Annotated in this window: 16 protein-coding genes and 1 pseudogene; 11 read left to right on the forward strand and 6 right to left on the reverse strand. The window is 64.0% G+C overall.

The annotated features are described in order from the left end of the window. Positions 1-189: 189 nt before the first annotated feature. Together CAG00_RS27090 and CAG00_RS27095 are read right to left on the reverse strand one after the other, a co-directional pair. Entirely contained in the window at positions 190-1,683 is a 1,494-nt protein-coding gene (locus tag CAG00_RS27090) for a CoA-acylating methylmalonate-semialdehyde dehydrogenase (protein WP_023662877.1), read from the reverse strand. Between the two features lie 73 nt (positions 1,684-1,756). Then, positions 1,757-3,103 (reverse strand): aspartate aminotransferase family protein, encoded by a 1,347-nt coding sequence (locus tag CAG00_RS27095; protein ID WP_075044513.1) that lies wholly within the window; start codon positions 3,101-3,103, stop codon positions 1,757-1,759. Between the two features lie 115 nt (positions 3,104-3,218). On the opposite strand from CAG00_RS27095, the gene CAG00_RS27100 reads away from it, so the two are divergent. From CAG00_RS27100 to CAG00_RS27120, 5 genes are all read left to right on the forward strand, one after another. Next, positions 3,219-4,139 (forward strand): LysR family transcriptional regulator, encoded by a 921-nt coding sequence (locus CAG00_RS27100; protein WP_176240925.1) that lies wholly within the window; start codon positions 3,219-3,221, stop codon positions 4,137-4,139. A gap of 90 nt (positions 4,140-4,229) precedes the next feature. Next, positions 4,230-4,892: a TetR/AcrR family transcriptional regulator gene (locus tag CAG00_RS27105; RefSeq protein WP_003257076.1), complete on the forward strand. Its 663-nt coding sequence runs from the start codon at positions 4,230-4,232 to the stop codon at positions 4,890-4,892. 9 nt (positions 4,893-4,901) lie between these two features. Next, entirely contained in the window at positions 4,902-5,486 is a 585-nt protein-coding gene (locus CAG00_RS27110; protein WP_085665778.1) for a YigZ family protein, read from the forward strand. A 369-nt stretch (positions 5,487-5,855) separates the two neighbouring features. Then, positions 5,856-6,542: an SDR family oxidoreductase gene (locus CAG00_RS27115; RefSeq protein WP_085665779.1), complete on the forward strand. Its 687-nt coding sequence runs from the start codon at positions 5,856-5,858 to the stop codon at positions 6,540-6,542. An 86-nt stretch (positions 6,543-6,628) separates the two neighbouring features. Beyond that, entirely contained in the window at positions 6,629-7,576 is a 948-nt protein-coding gene (locus CAG00_RS27120; protein ID WP_085665780.1) for an adenosine deaminase, read from the forward strand. Positions 7,577-7,592: 16 nt separating this feature from the next. Here the strand turns inward: CAG00_RS27120 and CAG00_RS27125 are convergent, their stop codons facing one another. Further along, entirely contained in the window at positions 7,593-8,306 is a 714-nt protein-coding gene (locus tag CAG00_RS27125) for a helix-turn-helix transcriptional regulator (protein WP_013970739.1), read from the reverse strand. A gap of 488 nt (positions 8,307-8,794) precedes the next feature. Between CAG00_RS27125 and CAG00_RS29180 the strand changes: the two genes are divergently transcribed. Then, positions 8,795-8,992 carry a hypothetical protein gene (locus CAG00_RS29180; protein WP_085665781.1) on the forward strand — a complete coding sequence of 66 codons (198 nt, stop codon included), beginning with the start codon at positions 8,795-8,797 and terminating at the stop codon, positions 8,990-8,992. Here CAG00_RS29180 and CAG00_RS27135 read toward each other — a convergent pair. Both CAG00_RS27135 and CAG00_RS27140 read right to left on the reverse strand, forming a co-directional pair. Then, entirely contained in the window at positions 8,943-10,124 is a 1,182-nt protein-coding gene (locus tag CAG00_RS27135; protein ID WP_085665782.1) for a multidrug effflux MFS transporter, read from the reverse strand. The two genes, CAG00_RS29180 and CAG00_RS27135, sit on opposite strands and share 50 nt — an antisense overlap. Positions 10,125-10,358: 234 nt before the next feature. Further along, a complete protein-coding gene (locus CAG00_RS27140; RefSeq protein WP_085665783.1) occupies positions 10,359-10,556 on the reverse strand; it encodes a heavy-metal-associated domain-containing protein in 198 nt (65 codons plus the stop codon). Between the two features lie 145 nt (positions 10,557-10,701). On the opposite strand from CAG00_RS27140, the gene CAG00_RS27145 reads away from it, so the two are divergent. The 5 genes and pseudogenes from CAG00_RS27145 (at position 10,702) to CAG00_RS29380 (ending at position 16,059) form a co-directional block, all read left to right on the forward strand. Next, entirely contained in the window at positions 10,702-11,088 is a 387-nt protein-coding gene (locus CAG00_RS27145) for a hypothetical protein (RefSeq protein ID WP_025337585.1), read from the forward strand. A gap of 52 nt (positions 11,089-11,140) precedes the next feature. Continuing rightward, on the forward strand, positions 11,141-13,540 hold the full coding sequence (locus CAG00_RS27150) for a heavy metal translocating P-type ATPase (RefSeq protein ID WP_085665784.1): 2,400 nt from the start codon (positions 11,141-11,143) through the stop codon (positions 13,538-13,540). Beyond that, complete coding sequence (cueR, locus tag CAG00_RS27155) at positions 13,537-13,947, forward strand: Cu(I)-responsive transcriptional regulator (protein ID WP_085665785.1); 411 nt, start codon at positions 13,537-13,539, stop codon at positions 13,945-13,947. Before CAG00_RS27150 ends, cueR begins: the two co-directional genes overlap by 4 nt. A 324-nt stretch (positions 13,948-14,271) precedes the next feature. After that, positions 14,272-15,201: pseudogene (locus CAG00_RS29375) on the forward strand (sensor histidine kinase); the annotation flags it as partial. A 129-nt stretch (positions 15,202-15,330) separates the two neighbouring features. Beyond that, complete coding sequence (locus CAG00_RS29380; protein WP_371053097.1) at positions 15,331-16,059, forward strand: methyl-accepting chemotaxis protein; 729 nt, start codon at positions 15,331-15,333, stop codon at positions 16,057-16,059. Positions 16,060-16,193: 134 nt separating this feature from the next. Here CAG00_RS29380 and CAG00_RS27165 read toward each other — a convergent pair whose 3' ends face one another. Beyond that, positions 16,194-16,973, reverse strand: coding sequence for a helix-turn-helix transcriptional regulator (locus CAG00_RS27165; protein ID WP_085665786.1), 780 nt, complete (start codon positions 16,971-16,973; stop codon positions 16,194-16,196). Between the last annotated feature and the right edge of the window lie 281 nt (positions 16,974-17,254).

Raw genomic sequence — 17,254 nt, forward strand, 5'->3', positions numbered from 1 at the left:
AGCCCTTTCAACTTCACTTCAACTATCTAACTCTTTGAAAATCAAGGAGTTTGTCGTTCCGGCGTCGCTGGAAGTGGGGCGCATTATAAGGGGATTCGAAACCCCGTCAACCCTTAATTTCAAGAAACTTTAATATCGCTGAAAAACAAAGCGGGGAGGCCTGTCGGCCTCCCCGCTTTTGCTCATCCCTTACAAACTAGGGAAGGCAAACTGCGAAGCCTCATGGCTGGCACGCTGCGGCCAGCGCTGGGTGATCGCCTTGCGACGGGTATAGAAGCGCACACCGTCGGGGCCATAGGCATGCAGGTCACCGAACAGCGAGCGCTTCCAGCCACCGAAGCTGTGATAGGCCACCGGCACCGGCAGCGGTACGTTCACACCGACCATGCCCACTTCGATCTCGTCGCAGAACAGGCGCGCCGCTTCACCGTCACGGGTGAAGATGCAGGTGCCGTTGCCATACTCGTGATCGTTGATCAGTTGCATGGCCTGCTCCAGGCTGTTCACACGCACTACACACAGCACCGGGCCGAAGATCTCTTCCTTATAGATGCGCATCTCCGGAGTCACCTTGTCGAACAGGGTGCCACCGACGAAATAGCCATCCTCATTACCGGCCACACGGAAGCCACGGCCATCCACCACCAGCTTGGCGCCAGCAGCAACACCGTCATCGATGTAACCCACCACCTTGTCACGAGCAGCAGCCGTCACCAGCGGGCCCATGTCCAGACCGCACGAGGTGCCGGCACCAATCTTCAGGGCCTTGATCTGCGGTTCCAGCTTGGCAATCAGGGCGTCCGCCACCTGGTCACCCACGCACACCGCCACCGAAATGGCCATGCAACGCTCGCCGCACGAACCATAGGCAGCACCCATCAGTGCGCTCACGGCATTGTCCAGGTCGGCATCCGGCATCAGCACCGCGTGGTTCTTCGCACCACCCAGGGCCTGCACACGCTTGCCGCGCTTGGTGCCTTCAGCGTAGATGTACTCGGCGATCGGAGTCGAACCGACGAAGCTCAGGGCCTTCACTTCCGGCGCTTCGATCAGCGCATCCACCGCTTCCTTGTCGCCGTGCACCACGTTGAGGATGCCCTTCGGCAGGCCGGCTTCCAGCAGCAGCTGGGCGATGAACAGGGTCGAGCTCGGGTCGCGCTCGGAAGGCTTGAGGATGAAGGCGTTGCCGCAGGCGATAGCCAGTGGGTACATCCACAGCGGCACCATGGCCGGGAAGTTGAACGGGGTGATACCGGCAACCACGCCCAGTGGCTGGAAGTCGGACCAGGCATCGATGTTCGGGCCGACGTTGCGGCTGTACTCGCCTTTCAGTACTTCCGGCGCGGCGCAGGCGAACTCGACGTTCTCGATACCACGCTTCAGTTCACCGGCAGCATCTTCCAAGGTCTTGCCGTGCTCTTCGCTGATCATCTGCGAGATACGCGCTTCGTTCTGCTCCAGCAGTTGCTTGAAGCGGAACATCACCTGGGCGCGCTTGGCCGGTGGGGTGTTGCGCCAGGCCGGGAAGGCAGCCTTGGCCGAGTCGATCGCTTCCTGCACGGTCGCGCGGCTGGCCAGCTCGACCTTGCGCACGGCCTGGCCGGTAGACGGGTTGAAGACATCGGCGGTGCGCTCACCCTTGGTAACCAGTTCGCCGTGGATCAGGTGCTGAACAATGCTCATGCAAAACTCCAGATAAAGAAGGTTGAGGCAGGCGCGCGATGTGTTCACGCGCCTGGCATCAGAATCGGAAAGATCAGTCGATCAGGTTCAGGGTTTCGCCCACTGCGTCGAACAGGCGGTCCAGTTCCTGCGGCGTGGTGTTGAAGGTTGGGCCGAACTGCAGGGTGTCGCCACCGAAGCGTACATAGAAGCCTGCCTTCCACAGTTTCATCGCCGCTTCGTACGGACGCACGATGGCATCACCGTCGCGGGCAGCGATCTGGATCGCGCCGGCCAGGCCGTAGTTGCGGATATCGACGATGTTCTTGGTGCCCTTCACGCCATGCAGCAGCTTCTCGAAGTGCGGCGCCAGCTCGGCGGCGGCCTGCACCAGGTTTTCCTTCTGCAGCAGGTCCAGCGCGGCGATACCGGCGGCGCAGGCTACCGGGTGGGCCGAGTAGGTGTAGCCGTGCGGGAATTCCACGGCGTACTCCGGGGTCGGCTGGTTCATGAAGGTCTGGTAGATCTCGCTGCTGGCGATCACCGCGCCCATCGGGATGGCGCCGTTGGTCACCTGCTTGGCGATGCACATCAGGTCCGGGGTCACGCCGAAGGCTTCGGAGCCGGTCATCGCGCCCATGCGGCCGAAGCCGGTGATCACTTCGTCAAAGATCAGCAGGATGTTGTGCTGGGTGCAGATTTCACGCAGGCGCTTCAGGTAACCCTTCGGCGGCGGCAGTACACCAGCCGAACCTGCCAGTGGCTCGACGATCACGGCAGCAATGTTGGAGGCGTCGTGCAGCTCGATCAGCTTGAGCATCTCGTCAGCCAGGGCGATACCGCCCTCTTCCGGCATGCCTTTGGAGAAGGCGTTCACCGGCAGCACGGTGTGAGGCAGGTGGTCGACATCCAGCAGCTGACCGAACAGCTTGCGGTTGCCGTTGACGCCACCCAGGCTGGTACCGGCGATGTTCACGCCGTGGTAGCCACGGGCACGGCCGATGATCTTGGTCTTGGTGGCCTGGCCTTTCAGACGCCAGTAGGCACGCACCATCTTCAGCGCGGTGTCGGCACACTCGGAACCGGAGTTGGTATAGAACACATGGTTCAGGTCGCCCGGGGTCAGCTCGGTGATCTTCTCGGCCAGCTGGAACGACAGCGGGTGGCCGAACTGGAAGGCCGGGGAGTAGTCCAGGGTGCCGATCTGGCGAGCCACCGCCTCGGTGATTTCCTTACGGGTGTGCCCGGCGCCGCAGGTCCACAAGCCGGACAGGGCATCGAAAATCTTGCGCCCCTGGTCGTCGACCAGGTAGTTGCCTTCGGCCGCCACGATCAGGCGTGGGTCGCGCTGGAAGTTGCGGTTGGCGGTGTAGGGCATCCAGTGGGCATCCAGCTTGAGCTGGCTGGCGATACCGGCGGTAGCGGTTTCGGGCATGTTCATCGGCGGTTCCTCGGAAGACGATTAGGCAACGATGGATGTTGTTGCAGCTAAATTGGCACGGCGATAAAGTCTGAAAAAGCCAACATTTCTAATCTTCAGACAGGCCCTGACTAAACTGATGAGCCGACGCCCCGATCCACTTGCCCAAGTCAGCGATTTCGACATCCGCCTGCTGAAGATCTACCGCAGTGTCGTCGAGTGCGGTGGCTTCTCGGCCGCGGAAAACGTGCTGGGCATTGGCCGTTCGGCCATCAGCCAGCAGATGAACGACCTCGAGCAACGCCTGGGCCTGCGCCTGTGCCAGCGCGGCCGCGCCGGGTTCTCGCTGACCGAGGAAGGCCGCGAGGTCTACCATTCGGCGCTGCAGCTGCTCAGCGCCCTGGAAAGCTTCCGCACCGAGGTCAACGGCCTGCACCAGCATTTGCGTGGCGAGCTGAACATTGGCCTGACCGACAACCTGGTGACCTTGCCGCACATGCGCATTACCCATGCCCTGGCCGAGCTCAAGGACCGCGGCCCCGATGTGCGCATCCAGATCCGCATGATCGCGCCCAGCCAGGTCGAGCATGGCGTGCTCGATGGCAGCCTGCATGTCGGCGTGGTGCCACAGACCAGCCCGCTGTCGGGCCTCGAGTACCAGCCGTTGTACAGCGAGCGCTCGTTGCTGTACTGCGCGGTCGGCCACCCACTGTTCTATGCCGATGACCAGCAGATCGACGACGACCGCCTCAACAGCCAGGAAGCCATCACCCCCACCTTCCGTCTGCCGGCCGAAATCCAGGCGCATTACCAGGCGCTGAACTGCACGGCCAGTGCTTCGGACCGCGAAGGCATGGCGTTTCTCATCCTTACCGGTCGCTACATCGGCTACCTGCCAGACCACTACGCCACGTTCTGGGTGCAGCAAGGCCGCTTGCGTGCCCTCAAGCCCCGGCAACGCTTCTATGACCTGAGCCTGAGCTGGGTAACGCGCAAGGGACGGCGGCCGAACCTGGTGCTGGAAAGCTTCCTCGAAAGCCTGGCTGCGACACGCTGATGCCAGTCTGTGCCGCAAACGCTTGTCACTTCGGCGCAGGCAGGTAATCTTGTCCGACAGCCGCAGCCACTGACCCGTACGGAATCGTCCATGACCCTAGAAGTCCCTGCGCATCGCCTCTCCGCCTCGGGCAAGCCCGCGGGCCGCATCCGCCAGAAGAACGAACAGGCCATTATCCAGGCCGCCGAAGACGAGTTTGCCCGCCATGGTTTCAAGGGCACCAGCATGAACACCATCGCCCTCAAGGCAGGGTTGCCCAAGGCCAACCTGCATTACTACTTCACCAACAAGCTGGGCCTGTACATTGCCGTGCTCAGCAACATCATCGAGTTGTGGGACAGCACCTTCAACGCCTTGAGCGTCGACGACGACCCGGGCGAAGCGCTGAGCCAGTACATCCGCACCAAGATGGAGTTCTCCCGGCGCAACCCGCAAGCCTCGCGAATTTTCGCCATGGAGGTGATCAGCGGCGGCACCTGCCTGAGCGAATACTTCAGTGCCGACTACCGCGAATGGTTCCGCGGCCGCGCCGCGGTGTTCCAGGCCTGGATCGAAGCCGGCAAGATGGACCCGGTCGACCCGGTGCACCTGATCTTCCTGCTGTGGGGCAGCACCCAGCACTACGCCGACTTTGCCACCCAGATCTGCCAGGTCACCGGCCGCAGCCGCCTGACCAAGCAGGACATGGAAGACGCGAGCAACAATCTTATCCACATCATTCTGAAGGGCTGCGGCATCAAGCCGGCTGCCTGATCGTCATTTATGCCTTCTACCCTGCTCGACCTCTGCGAATACCGCGAGGAAATCCGCAAAAGCCGCTTCATCACCCTCGCCGGGCCGATCAGCAGTGCCGCCGACGCGATGAGTTTCATCGAACGCCACAGCGACCTGGCCGCCACCCACAACTGCTGGGCCTGGAAGCTTGGCGCCCAGTACCGCAGCAGCGATGACGGCGAACCTGGCGGTACCGCGGGTCGGCCAATCCTCGCGGCCATCGAAGCACAGGACTGCGACCAGGTGGTGGTGCTGGTGATCCGCTGGTATGGCGGTATCCAGCTGGGCACCGGCGGCCTGGCCAGGGCCTATGGCGGCGGTGCCAACAAGTGCCTGCAACAGGCACCCAAGCGGCTGCTGGTGCAGCGCAGCGAATTCACCTGCAGTTGCAGTTTCAGCGAACTGGCGCTGGTGAAGCTGCGCCTGGCGGAGGTTGACGGCCTGGTCCTGGATGAGCAGTTCACCGCCAATGGCGTGGACCTGTTGATTGCACTGGGTGACGCCCACCTGGCGCCACTGCAGCAGCAGTTGGCCGACTTGAGCCGCGGGCGCATTCTGCTCGAAGTACGCTGAACATTGCCCACAACAACTGTGGGCCGGCCTGTGGATAAGCTTGGGGCACTCGCTTGCAGGCGGCATTATTCAAGGGCTGCAGAGCCTTGATCATATTTTGATCACCATTTGATGACAGCCGCAAACCGTTGATGCTCCTGACGTTATCCCCAGGCCCACAGCCTGCGTAGCCCTGCACAGCCATCTGCGCTTGCACACAATAACTGTGGACCAGCTTGTGGATAACCCGTGCGCCAACAAGCCGAAGACCACGCCGCACAAGGGCCTGAGGAAACTGGTGATTTTTCGTACAACCTACGACAAGGCGCCCGGCGCCACAGTGCATTATCCTCAATACCCTTCTTCGAACCGATCACGGAGCGCATCGACATGGCTAACGCAAAAACCGCACTTATCATCGGGGCCTCGCGCGGGCTGGGCCTGGGCCTGGTGCAACGCCTGCACGAAGACGGCTGGAACATCACCGCCACTGTGCGCAACCCGCAGCAGCCCGGCGCCCTGGCGAATGTGCCCGGCGTGCACATCGAACAGCTGGAAATGAACGACACGGCCCAGCTCGATGGCCTGAAGCAACGCTTGCAAGGCCAAGTGTTCGACTTGATATTCGTCAACGCCGGGGTCATGGGCCCCCTGCCGCAGGACCTGGAGGCGGTACAGAACAAGGACATCGGCGACCTGTTCATGACCAACGCCGTGGCGCCAATCCGCGTGGCCCGCCGCCTGGTCGGCCAGGTACGCGAAGGCAGCGGCGTGCTGGCCTTCATGAGCTCGATCCTGGGCAGCGTGACCATCCCCGACGGCGGCGAAATCTGCCTGTACAAGGCCAGCAAGGCGGCCTTGAACTCGATGATCAACAGCTTCGTCGTCGAGCAACAACGCCCTGACCTGTGCGTGCTGGCCATGCACCCGGGCTGGGTGAAAACCGACATGGGCGGTGAAAACGCCGAGATCGACGTGCTGACCAGCACCCGCGGCATGCTTGATCAGATCAAGGCGCATAGCGGCAACGGCGGCCTGCGCTTCATCAACTACAAGGGCGAACCCTTGGTCTGGTGATTCACCAGGTCGCAGCCTGGCCGTGCGCAATGCCCGGCCAGGCTCTGTAGAATGGCGGCAACCGTACCTGATCGAGATGACCCACCATGTATGACTGGTTGAACGCCCTGCCCAAGGCCGAACTGCACCTGCACCTGGAAGGCTCGCTGGAGCCCGAGCTGCTGTTCGCCCTGGCCGAGCGCAACAAGATCGCCCTGCCCTGGGCCGATGTGGAGACCTTGCGCGGTGCCTATGCCTTCAACAACCTGCAGGAGTTCCTCGACCTGTATTACCAGGGCGCCGACGTGCTGCGCACCGAGCAGGACTTCTACGACCTGACCTGGGCCTACCTGCAACGCTGCAAGGCGCAGAACGTGATCCACACCGAACCGTTCTTCGACCCACAGACCCACACCGACCGCGGCATCCCCTTCGAAGTGGTGCTCAACGGCATCAACCAGGCGCTCAAGGACGGTCGCGAGCAACTGGGCATCAGCAGCGGCCTGATCCTCAGCTTCCTGCGCCACCTCAGCGAAGATGAGGCACAGAAAACCCTCGACCAGGCCCTGCCGTTCCGCGATGCATTCATCGCCGTTGGCCTGGACAGTTCGGAAATGGGCCACCCACCGAGCAAGTTCCTGCGCGTGTTCGACCGCGCCCGCAGTGAAGGCCTTGTCGCCGTTGCCCATGCCGGCGAGGAAGGCCCGCCCGAGTACATCTGGGAAGCCCTGGACCTGCTGAAGGTCAAGCGTATCGACCACGGCGTGCGCGCCATCGAGGACGAGCGCCTGATGCAGCGCATCATCGACGAGCAGATCCCGCTCACGGTGTGCCCACTGTCGAACACCAAGCTGTGCGTGTTCGACCACATGAGCCAGCACAACATCCTCGACATGCTCGAGCGCGGCGTGAAGGTCACGGTCAACTCTGACGACCCGGCCTACTTCGGTGGCTATGTCACCGAAAACTTCCACGCCCTGCACACCCACCTGGGCATGACCGAAGACCAGGCCCGTCGCCTGGCCCAGAACAGCCTGGATGCCCGGCTGGCCTGAGTGACCTGACCGCGACTCAACCGACCTGCAACGTCGGCACGCGGGCAATGCGATTGATCTGCTGGATACCCAACGCAGAAATATGCAATGCCCGCGAGTCCTCGGCCTCGCGCATCCAGCCCGATTGCAGGAACAGCCGGAACAAGGCCTGCCCCAGTACGCCACCCAGGTGCGGCCCCTGGTCGTTCCACTCGGTGCAGCGGCAGATCACACAGCCACGTTGCTGATGGGGCGCCAAGGCATCTATGTAGACCCCGACCAAAGCCAACTGCGTCCGCCCCTCCTCGCTGACCATCAGCTGTCGACCACTACCCTCCAGCCAGCCGGCCACCACCAGACGGTGATACAGCTCACCGGCCAGTTCCCCGCCCAGGTGATCGCCACAGCGACGCGCCCTGCGTATCGACATGGGCAGCGGTGATACCGGCGCCTTGGCCCGCTCCCCCCTGGCGCTCTCCAACTGGACACTGGCCAGCGCCTCCACCGCTGCCCCGACTTGCGGGGTGGCCAGCCGGAAGTAGCGCTTGCGCCCCCGTGCTTCATGCCGGAGCAAACCGGCCGACGACAACAGCGAAAGGTGAGCGCAGGCCGATGACGAGGTCAGGCCTGTCATTACCGCGAGTTCGTTGGCCAGCCGCGGCGTGCCATCGATCAATGCCCACAACATGGCACTGCGCTTAGGGTCGGCCATCAGGCTGGCAATCTGGCTGATACTGCTGGCTGCGTTCATGTCCCTGTAACTCCCTGCAAGTTCACTGTGTGGATGCGATGGCCACCCCTGGCAGGGAAGCGCCTCTCGCTGGCACTGGCCTGGTTCGCCAGTATAAGCCGCAAAAAACGCCATTCAGGCAGCGCCGCGCAGTGGCACCACCGGCTAAAAACCACTGGGTATGCCTACCCATGGCAAGCAGTGAAACAGTGCGTGAAAGCTGCCCGCACCGCGTGGGCAAGCAGCCCGGCACACATGACAGGAGCACGGGAACGACAGGCGGAAAAAACACCGGATGCAACTTCGGACGCGGCCGACAACCAATTTCCACAAGTAGCGCAAGCCAAAGCGAAGGTTCCACGTGCTTACGGGCATTGCACCCCAAGCAGGAAAAAACATGTAGAAAACGTTCTTGCCGACCGTCAGTCAGGACACTGATACAGGTCATGGCAGGCAGAGGGTGCAGCGCTACACTTCATCCGCTCTCCCCCCTTTGGAGGTATGCCGCGATGAAAATTGTCGTCAGTGCGTCGAGCCGAAACCCCGCCTGCCCCTGGCAGGTCCAGCTCGATCAACACGTGGTCAGTTTCCGCAGCGAGGCCGAGGCGCGTGCCTTCGTCGCCACGTTGGAAACCCGCCTGCAGGCACCTCACCCGCTTATGCGGGAGCCTTGGTCGGCAAGCGTCGGGTCAGCAGCGCGACACTGACCACCAGCGCCCCGCACAGGCTGATCACCAGCGCCATCGGCACCGCACTGCCATCATGCAGCAGCCCGACCAGCGCCGCTGCGCCGGCGGCGACGCTGAACTGCAGGCAGCCCATCAGCGCCGAGGCACTGCCAGCCCGCGCGCCCTGCCCGCTCATGGCACAGGCAGAGGCGTTGGGGATGATGCAGCCGAGGCTGGAGATGCAGACGAACAGCGGTACCAGCAGTGGCCACAGCTGTGTTGGCCGCAGTGCCGCCACGCCCAGCAACGCCAGGCCCGCAACCAGGTACAACCACACCGCACGCGCCAGCAGGAACGCCGGCCCGCGCTTGGCCAGCAAGCGTGCATTCACCTGCGCCACCAGGATAAAGCCGGCGGCATTGGTGCCGAACAACCAGCCGTAATGCTCGGCCGGCACGCCGTAAAGCTTGATGAACACGAAAGGTGAGCCGGCGATGTAGGCAAACATGCCGGCGATGGCGATACCACCGGTCAGGGCATGGCCGACGAACACCCGGTCAGCGAGCAGGCGCAAGTACTGGCGCAAGGCGCCAGACAGCGGTTGCCGCGGTATGTGCGCGGGCAGGCTTTCCGGCAGGCCCAGGCTGACCGCCAGCAGGCAGCCGGCGCTGAACAGGCTCAGGGCGAGGAAGATCGATTGCCAGCCGGCCACGTTCACCAGCACCCCGCCCAGCATCGGTGCCAGGATCGGCGCCAGGCCCATGACCAGCATCAACTGCGAGAACACCTTGGCCGAGGCCACCGGGTCGCACTTGTCACTGACGATGGCCCGCGACAGCACCATCCCGGCGCAACCGCCCAACGCCTGGACGAAACGCGCCAGCACCAGGGTGTCGAGGTTGGGGGCATAGGCACAGGCCAGTGACGCCAGAGTGAACAGGGTCACCCCGAACATCAGCGGCTTGCGTCGGCCAAAGCGGTCAGCCACCGGCCCGTAGGCCAGTTGCCCGATGGACAGGCCAAGGAAGTAGGCGGCCAAGGTGGTCTGGACGTGTTTTTCATCGGTGGCGAACGCCTGCGCCATGGCCGGGAAGGCGGGCAGGTAGAAGTCGATCGCCAAGGGCCCGAACGCACTGAGTGCGCCCAGGATGAGCACCATTCGCAGGTTCATCAGGAATCCATAGCAGGCTAAGCAAGTGCTCGATTCTACCTGCTGTGGGCCCTATCGACATGAAAACATTTGCAACAATACAGGCCTTGGCGCGGCCCCTGTAGGAGCGGCCTTGTGTCGCGATGGGCCGCAAAGCGGCCCCAGGATATTGGCATCGATGCATAAATGGCTGGGGCCGCCTTGCGGCCCATCGCGACACAAGGCCGCTCCTACAGGGCTCAGCGCATGGCCTGATCAGGCTACGTCGGCCTGATAACCCTCATCGCGAATGGCCGTGAGGATCAGCTCCTGAGCCAACTCGCTCTGCACCCGTACCTGCCTGGCTGCCAGGTCGACCTCCACCTTGGCCGCGGCATCCTGCTCCTGCACCGCCCGGGTCACGGCTTTCACGCAATGGCCGCAGGTCATGCCTTGTACATTGAACACTTGCATGGGGGTTACCTCCTTCAGGTTTTCCACGAGTCTCAAGCTTGCCATCGGGGCAAGGTCAAGATCTGCCGACAACAGCCGGGGTGGAAATCCGCGCGCGCGTCGGCCAAGCTGCGCCTTTGATGATCACGCAAGCAGGAGATTCTTCATGTTCAGGGCAGCATTGGGCGTCGTCGGGCTATTGAGCACGCTGGCTGCAGTGCCACCGGCCAGTGCCGAGGGCAACTCGGACTACAGCGTGCTGATCATTTCCCGGGAGCGCCTGGAAGTGGCTACCAGTTGCGAAATCGGCATCTACCTCAACGACCAGCTCTCCGGGCGCGTGTTCCAGGAGCAGTCCACCTCGTTCAACCTGCCGCCCGGCCCGGTGGACGTGCGCCTGCGCCTGCTGCCCGGGCAAATGCCTGGCTGCGCCGCGGGTATCGAGGACCAACGCAGCACACGACTGAACCTGCAGGCGGGCCAGATCAACAAATACCGCATCGCCATGGGGCAATATGGGCTGGAGTTGAAGCGAGCCGGCCTGGGCTATTGACCTTGCCTGCGTGGCAAGGTTGATGCTGGAGGCCTGTCCAAGGAGGAGAGCCATGCCCGCATCCACCACATACGACCTGCCGATCTCCGGCATGACCTGCGCCAGCTGTGCCGGCCGGGTCGAGCGCGCCCTGCGCAAGGTCACCGGCGCTGAACAGGTCAGCGTCAACCTCGCCACCGAACAGGCCCGGGTCCAGGCCCCGGCCAACAGCTTGCCCGCGCTGGTCGACGCCGTACGCGAAGCCGGCTATGGCGTGCCCACCCGCACCGTCGAACTGCAGATTGGCGGCATGACCTGCGCCAGTTGCGTCGGCCGCGTAGAGCGCGCCCTCGGCAAGCTGCCGGGGGTTGAACAGGTCAGCGTCAACCTGGCCAGCGAACGCGCGCATCTCGAAGTGCTCGCGGCCCTCGACGACAACCTGCTGATCGACGCCGTGCAAAAGGCCGGCTACAGCGCCAGCCTGCCGCAAACCGCCAAGGACGACCAGCACGCTGCCCAGCACCGCCTGCGTAACGAACGCCTGGCGGTCGGCGCAGCGTTGCTGCTCGCCCTGCCGTTGGTGGTGCCAATGCTGGTGCAGCCGTTTGGCGTGCACTGGATGTTGCCAGCGTGGGTGCAGTTCCTGCTGGCCACGCCGGTGCAGTTCATTCTCGGCGCGCGGTTCTACGTGGCCGCCTGGAAAGCCGTGCGCGCCGGGACTGGCAACATGGACCTGCTGGTAGCCCTGGGCACCAGCGCCGGCTACGGCCTGAGCCTGTACCAGTGGGCGCAGGCCCCCGCCGGCATGGCCCCTCACCTGTACTTCGAGGCCTCGGCCGTAGTGATTGCCCTGGTGCTGCTGGGCAAGTACCTGGAAAGCCGTGCCAAGCGCCAGACCGCCAGCGCCATCCGTGCCCTCGAGGCCCTGCGCCCGGAACGAGCCGTGCGCCTGGTCGATGGCCGGGAAGAAGACGTGGCCATTGCCCAACTGCTCCTCGGCGACCTGGTACTGGTCAAACCCGGCGAGCGCTTCCCGGTCGATGGCGTGGTCGAAGACGGCAGCAGCCATGCCGATGAAGCCTTGATCAGCGGCGAGAGCCTGCCGGTGCCCAAGCAGCCAGGGGACAGCGTCACCGGAGGCGCCATCAACGGCGAAGGCCGGCTGCTGGTACGCACTCAGGCACTGGGCACAGAAACCGTGCTGGCACGCATCATCCGCCTGGTGGAAGACGCCCAGGCGGCCAAGGCACCTATCCAGAAGCTGGTCGACCGGGTCAGCCAGGTATTCGTCCCGGCCGTGCTGGTACTGGCGCTGATCACCCTGGTCGGCTGGTGGCTGGCCGGCGCGCCACTGGAAACCGCGCTGATCAATGCCGTCGCGGTACTGGTCATCGCCTGCCCCTGCGCCCTTGGCCTGGCCACGCCCGCTGCGATCATGGCCGGCACCGGGGTCGCCGCCCGCCATGGCATCCTGATCAAGGACGCCGAAGCCCTGGAGCGCGCCCATGCGGTCAACCGCGTGGTGTTCGACAAGACCGGCACCCTCACCTCCGGCAGCCCACGCGTTGTCCACAGCCAGGCGCAGGTGGGCAGCAGCGCCGATCTGCACCGCCTGGCCGGTGCCCTGCAGCGCGGCAGCGAACACCCGCTGGCCAAGGCGGTACTGGATGCCTGCGCCGAGCAGGGCCTGGACGTGCCTGGCGTTGCCGACAGCCAGTCGCTGACCGGGCGTGGTATCGCCGGGCGCGTGGAAGGCCGCGAGCTGGCCCTGGGCAACCGCCGCCTGCTCGATGAAAGCGCCCTGCCACCCGGCGACCTGGCCGCCAAGGCCCAGGCCTGGGAAGCCGAGGGGCGCACCCTGTCCTGGCTGATCGAACGCGGCGCGCAGCCGCGGGTGCTGGGCCTGTTCGCCTTTGGTGACAGCCTCAAGCCCGGCGCCGCGCAGGCGATCGATACTCTGCACGCGCAACACATCAGCAGCCACCTGCTGACCGGCGACAACCGCGGCAGCGCCAAAGTGGTGGCCGATGCCCTGGGCATCGACGACGTGCATGCCGAAGTGCTGCCGGCCGACAAGGCCGCGACCGTGGCCGCACTCAAGCAGGATGGCGTGGTCGCCATGGTCGGTGATGGCATCAATGATGCGCCGGCGCTGGCCGCCGCCGATATCGGCATTGCCATGGGCGGCGGTACCGACGTGGCCATGCAGGCCGCCGGCATCACCCTGATGCGCGGCGACCCACGCCTGGTACCGGCCGCCCTGGAGATCAGCCGCAAGACCTATGCGAAGATCCGCCAGAACCTGTTCTGGGCGTTCATCTATAACCTGATCGGCATCCCGCTGGCCGCGCTGGGTTACCTCAACCCGGTACTGGCCGGCGCCGCCATGGCCCTGTCCAGCGTCAGCGTGGTGAGCAACGCGCTGTGGCTCAAGGCGTGGAAACCCACCAGCAACACCCAGGAGGCTCCATGAACATCGGCCAGGCCGCCCGCCGCAGCGGGCTCAGCACCAAGATGATCCGTTACTACGAGTCCATCGGCCTGCTCAAGCCCGCCGCGCGCAGCGACAGCGGCTACCGCCTGTACCAGGCGGAAGACTTGCACAGCCTGGCCTTCATCAAGCGCTCCCGCGACCTGGGCTTTTCCCTCGAAGAAGTCGGCAAGCTGCTGACCTTGTGGCAGGACCGCCAGCGCGCCAGCGCCGATGTGAAAGCGCTGGCCACGCAGCACATCGCTGAACTGAACCGGCGCATCGAAGAGCTGGTGAGCCTGCGCGACACCCTCGGCGAACTGGTCTCGCACTGCCAGGGAGACGAGCGCCCGGACTGCCCGATCCTGAAGGACCTGGCCAATGGCGCTGCGGGCGGCTGCTGTCACTGAGCCACCCCGCAAGCCTTTGGTATGCCATATACGTCCAGACACGACCGAATAGTCACCAGCTGCGACTTTATTCAATAAATACGGGCGTTTCCCTACATTAAACCCGGATGCTGCCGATGCAATTGTTACCTGCCTCGTGTATCGAAAATAAAAAATCCGGGAGCGTCGATGAGCATCAAACAGAAACTGACCTGGGCATTCGCGGTCATCGCCGGCTTGCCCATCGTCCTTGTGGCCACCCTGGTGGTCCTCAACCTGCGTGGCGAAGCCCGCGACGGATTCCTCGATGGCAGCAGCCGGGAAATCCGCCAGGTCAGCAACGCGATGAACATCTTCTTCCAGGGCATCAACCAGAACGTCGAGTACCTGGCTGCGCAGCCGATGGTCGCCGCCACGGGTAGCGAACTGAACAAGTACATGAGCGCAACCCCGTCCTATGAACTGGGCGACCAGGCCAGCAAGCTGCTGGAGTTCATGACCCGCCTGGCCACCACGCATCCCAGCTATGCGTACCTGTCCTACGGGGTGAATGACGGTGGCTATGTCGGCTGGCCGGCCGGGCAGAAGTTCGTCAATTACGACCCGCGCACCCGCCCCTGGTACCAATTGGCAATGGCCAACCCCGGCAAGACCCTGCGTACCGGCGCCTACTACTGGGCTGCCGACGACGCCGTGCTGGTCAGCACCGTGCGCACCGTCGCCAACCAATTGGGCAACCCTGGCGGTGTGGTCAACGTCGACGTCTCGCTCAAAGGCCTCACCGAGATCGTCCAGCAAATCAAGCTGGGCGAAAGCGGCTACGTGCTACTGGTGGAAAACAACGGCAACGTACTGGTCGACCCTCGTGACGCCAAGCACAACTTCAAGCAACTGGCGAGCTTTGGCGACGGGTACGCCGAGCTGGCCAAGCACGGCAAGGGGCTGGCCGAAGTGGAGCTGAATGGCGTGCGCTACATGGCCAACATCTACCCGGACGAACAGCTGGGCTGGACCTTGATCGGCCTGATCGAACAAAGCGAAGTGATGCAGACCACCACCCGCCTGACCTGGCTGATCGGCGTGGTGGCCCTGGTATTGGCTGCGTTGTTCGCCGTGGTCGGTGCCACCTTCGCCAAGCTGATCGTGCGCCCGATCAACAGCGTCACCAGCGGCCTGGAAGATATCGCCCAGGGCGAGGGCGACCTGACCCGCAACCTGGAAATCCGTGGCCGCGACGAAACCGCGCAACTGGCCAGCTGGTTCAACCAGTTCCTCGGTGCCATTCGCAGCCTGATCCAGCACATCGGTGCTGCCGCCAGCAAGATCCTCAGCACCTCCAGCAGCTCGACCCGCGTTTCCAGCGACATGGCCGAAGCCGCAGGCCGCCAGCGCGAAGCGGTGGACATGGTCTCTACCGCCTTCCACGAAATGGTCGCCACTGCCAACGAAGTGGCACGTTCCTGCAGCCAGGCGGCGCAGTCGGCCGACAGTGGCCAGCAACAGGCCCGCGAAGGCCAGCAGCAGATCGATGCCGCGGTACATAGCGTCGACCGCCTGAGCCAGGAGATCGAGCAGTCGGCGCAGTCGATCCAGCAGCTGGAGCGTGACAGCAACGCCATTCAGTCGATCCTCGGCACCATCCGCTCGATTGCCGAACAGACCAACCTGCTGGCGCTCAACGCCGCCATCGAAGCGGCCCGTGCCGGCGAGCAGGGCCGTGGCTTTGCCGTGGTTGCAGACGAGGTGCGGGCGCTGGCCAAGCGCACTGCCGACTCCACCGCCGAGATCGACGGCCTGCTGGGCAACCTGGCCAGCCGCACTGCCGAAGTGGCCGCACAGATGCACGCCAGCCTGGAGGTTTCGCAGCAGTCGGTGAGCCGCATCGGCCTGGCCCGTGACAGCTTCGGGCAGATCCGCGAGTCGGTGGATGTGATCCGCGACATGAACACCCAGATTGCCACGGCGGCCGAAGAGCAGCACCAGGTGGCCGAGGACATCAACCGGCACATCAGCCAGATTCACGGCGATGCGCAACTGGTGGCCGAACTGGCCCAGGCGGCGCGGATGGATTCGGAGAGCCTGGCCGGGTTGTCCAATGAGCTGGATGCGCTGGTGCGCAGGTTCCGTACCTGATGTGTTGCCTGCGCCGGCCTCTTCGCGGGTGAACCCGCTCCCACAGGTACTGCACAGGCCCTGAGTGCAGTGGGATCCTGTGGGAGCTGGCTTGCCGGCGATAGGGCCGGTGCAGGCAAGCAATGCCTGATTGCCTAAAGCCTCAATTCCCCCGGCGTCGCACCGAACAATTGCTTGAACGCCGCAATGTAAGCCGAGGTGGAGTCATACCCACACCCCAACGCCGCCTCGGTCACACTCTCCCCCGCCTCCAGCAGCGCCAGCGATGACAGCAGCCGCATACGCTGCCGCCAGTTGCGAAAACTCAAGCCCGTCTCCCGCTGGAACAGCCGCATCAGCGTCTTCTCCGAGCACCCCAGCTCTCGCGCCCACTGCTGCAAGGTCTGCGACTGGTCCGGTGCAGCGATCAGACCATTGCACAGCGCCAGCAACCCCGGGTGCCTTGGCAGTGGCAGCGAAAAACCGACCTCGGGCAGCATGCGCAACTGGTCGAGCAGCACTGCCACCAGCCGCGCCTCGGCGCTGTCACCCTCCGGGTAGTCGGCCGGGAACAGGCAGAACTGCTTGATCAGTTCGCGCGCCAGCGGGGTCACTTCCAGTACCCGGCATTGCTCCGGTGCCCACGGGCAGGCATCCCGGCGCACGTAAAGGCTGCGCATTTCGGCCTGCATCGAGGTGACCACTTCGTGTTCGGCATCGGCTGGTATCCACACGCCCCACTGGGGCGGCGCGAAGTAGCTGCCTTCGTGGGTATACACCCCGAGAACGCCGCTGATGGCGTAGGAGAACTGCACCCAGTCGTGCTTGTGGCGGGTGGTCCAGGAGCCGGCGCCGAGGCTTTCGGCACGGGCATAAAGTGGCCTGGGCAGGTAGTCCAGCGCCGGGATGGAGCGGGGGTGTCCGATGATCGGCATGGCGGTTTCTTGTAGTTCTGACCAGACAAGCCTAACAGCTGATTCGTGGTCAAGTCAGGCGCGGTCTCTGTGGGAGCGGCCTTGTGTCGCGAAAGGGCCGCAAAGCGGCCCCAACAATTTTTGCTGTGACGCTGAAACCCCGGGGCCGCTTCGCGCCCCTTTCGCGACACAAGGCCGCTCCCACAAAAAAGCGGACCGCGTAGGTCGCATGGCTGATTTGACGCCACTGCCCCCGCTGGGTATAAACCGCCTCTTATTGAATTGTCAGGCCTTTCCCATGA

Source organism: Pseudomonas sp. B5(2017) (assembly GCF_002112825.1).
In the GTDB taxonomy this organism is placed as follows: Bacteria; Pseudomonadota; Gammaproteobacteria; order Pseudomonadales; family Pseudomonadaceae; genus Aquipseudomonas; species Aquipseudomonas putida_Z.

Coding starts and splice junctions, on each gene's coding strand:
- CAG00_RS29180 (WP_085665781.1), top strand. CDS start 8,795: ATGAAAATTGTCGTCAGTGCGTCGAGCCGAAACCCCGCCTGCCCCTGG.
- CAG00_RS27105 (WP_003257076.1), top strand. CDS start 4,230: ATGACCCTAGAAGTCCCTGCGCATCGCCTCTCCGCCTCGGGCAAGCCC.
- CAG00_RS27140 (WP_085665783.1), bottom strand. CDS start 10,556: ATGCAAGTGTTCAATGTACAAGGCATGACCTGCGGCCATTGCGTGAAA.
- CAG00_RS27115 (WP_085665779.1), top strand. CDS start 5,856: ATGGCTAACGCAAAAACCGCACTTATCATCGGGGCCTCGCGCGGGCTG.
- CAG00_RS29380 (WP_371053097.1), top strand. CDS start 15,331: ATGGTCTCTACCGCCTTCCACGAAATGGTCGCCACTGCCAACGAAGTG.
- CAG00_RS27125 (WP_013970739.1), bottom strand. CDS start 8,306: ATGAACGCAGCCAGCAGTATCAGCCAGATTGCCAGCCTGATGGCCGAC.
- CAG00_RS27165 (WP_085665786.1), bottom strand. CDS start 16,973: ATGCCGATCATCGGACACCCCCGCTCCATCCCGGCGCTGGACTACCTG.
- cueR (WP_085665785.1), top strand. CDS start 13,537: ATGAACATCGGCCAGGCCGCCCGCCGCAGCGGGCTCAGCACCAAGATG.
- CAG00_RS27135 (WP_085665782.1), bottom strand. CDS start 10,124: ATGAACCTGCGAATGGTGCTCATCCTGGGCGCACTCAGTGCGTTCGGG.
- CAG00_RS27095 (WP_075044513.1), bottom strand. CDS start 3,103: ATGAACATGCCCGAAACCGCTACCGCCGGTATCGCCAGCCAGCTCAAG.
- CAG00_RS27090 (WP_023662877.1), bottom strand. CDS start 1,683: ATGAGCATTGTTCAGCACCTGATCCACGGCGAACTGGTTACCAAGGGT.
- CAG00_RS27145 (WP_025337585.1), top strand. CDS start 10,702: ATGTTCAGGGCAGCATTGGGCGTCGTCGGGCTATTGAGCACGCTGGCT.
- CAG00_RS27110 (WP_085665778.1), top strand. CDS start 4,902: ATGCCTTCTACCCTGCTCGACCTCTGCGAATACCGCGAGGAAATCCGC.
- CAG00_RS27120 (WP_085665780.1), top strand. CDS start 6,629: ATGTATGACTGGTTGAACGCCCTGCCCAAGGCCGAACTGCACCTGCAC.
- CAG00_RS27150 (WP_085665784.1), top strand. CDS start 11,141: ATGCCCGCATCCACCACATACGACCTGCCGATCTCCGGCATGACCTGC.